Below are 1,511 nucleotides of genomic sequence, written 5' to 3'. Positions count from 1 at the left end.
CTACCTCGAGGAAACCAAGGGCACCCCGGAGGGGGGCAAACGAAATGAGTTCGCCCATGCCAGCGGCATGATCGTGGCGACCCCCGACGGCACCCTCGCCCAATATCTCTACGGCCTCGACTTTCCACCCAGAGACGTCCGGCTGGCGCTGGTCGAAGCGTCGGAGGGCCAGATCGGCACGGTGGTCGATCAGATCCTGCTCTACTGTTTCCGCTACGACCCGAAGCTCGGCAAGTACACCGCCGTCGTCACCCGCATCCTGCGACTGGCCGGCGTCGTGTTCTTGGCTGTTCTGGGCTCGTTCGTCTGGATCATGTTGCGCCGTGACCGAATTGCGGCCCGCGCCGCTGCACCAGGAGCCCCCGAGGTGGCGCGATGATGCCCGAGCTCTCGATGTTCCCGGAGCAGGCCTCGAACTTCGCTTCGAAGGTCGACGCGCTCTATGGCTTCGCGTTGGCGATGAGCGCCTTCTTTTCGCTCTTGATCGCGTTCGTCATCTTCGTCTTCTTCATCCGATTTCGCCGCCGCGAGGCCGGGGAGGTCGGCTCCCAGGCCCACGGCTCGATGGTGCTCGAGGTGGTGTGGTCGATCATCCCGCTGGTCATCACCATGGTGCTCTTCGTCTGGGGCGCGGTGATCTTCATCGAGATGAAGACGGTGCCGGAGGATGCGACCGAGTACTTCGCGGTCGCCAAGCAGTGGATGTGGAAGTTCCAGCATCCCGAGGGTCAGCGCGAGATCAACACTCTGCACATCCCCGTGGGGGAGACGATCAAGCTCACGATGACGTCGGAGGACGTGATCCACAGCTTCTTCGTACCCGCCTTCCGGGTCAAGCAGGACGTCGTGCCCGGTCGTTACACCACGGTCTGGTTCAAGGCCATCAAGGCCGGCAAGTACCATCTCTTCTGCACCGAGTATTGCGGCTCCCACCACTCGCAGATGATCGGCTCGGTGACGGTGATGGAGCCCGACGACTACCAGACCTGGCTCTCGGGCGGCGGCACGGTGGCGGCGCCGAAGGATCTCGGCGCGCAGCTCTTCGAGCAGTACATCTGCAATACCTGCCACTATGAAGACGGCACCGGCCGCGGCCCGTCGCTGGTCGGCATCTACGGCAAGGAAGCGAGATTCGTCGACGGCAACACCCGCGTCCGTGACGACGACTACCTGCGCGAATCGATCATGACGCCGGCGGCCGACGTGGTCGAGGGCTACCTGCAGATCATGCCGACCTATCAGGGGCAGCTCAGCGAAGTGAGCTTGTTGCAGCTCCTCTCCTACGTCAAATCACTGGGTGGCGCCACGGAAGAAGGCGCAGAGCCGGAAGAGATAAAAGAGCCACTCGAATGAGCAATCGCGAGTACGACGTCGCACCGGATCCCGGGCTGCCGAAGAACCACTACTTGAACGCCTCCCACGGCCTCAAGTCCTGGTTGCTGACCACCGATCACAAGCGCATCGGCATCCTCTACCTGCTGTCGATCACCTTCTTCTTCCTGCTCGGCGGG

Annotated in this window: 2 protein-coding genes; both read left to right on the top strand. The window is 62.7% G+C overall.

Going from position 1 to position 1,511, the window contains the following annotated elements; all coding sequences use genetic code 11:
* Positions 1-379: hypothetical protein (locus GY769_10420; GenBank protein ID MCP4202336.1), on the top strand; the 379-nt coding region annotated here is incomplete at its 5' end.
* A complete protein-coding gene (gene coxB, locus GY769_10415; protein ID MCP4202335.1) occupies positions 376-1,353 on the top strand; it encodes a cytochrome c oxidase subunit II in 978 nt (325 codons plus the stop codon). The genes GY769_10420 and coxB, both read left to right, overlap by 4 nt.
* Positions 1,354-1,511: the final 158 nt, after the last annotated feature.

The sequence above is a fragment of the bacterium genome (assembly GCA_024224155.1).
Taxonomy (GTDB): domain Bacteria; phylum Acidobacteriota; class Thermoanaerobaculia; order Multivoradales; family JAHEKO01; genus CALZIK01.
This window is presented reverse-complemented; position numbering and strand designations above follow the sequence as displayed.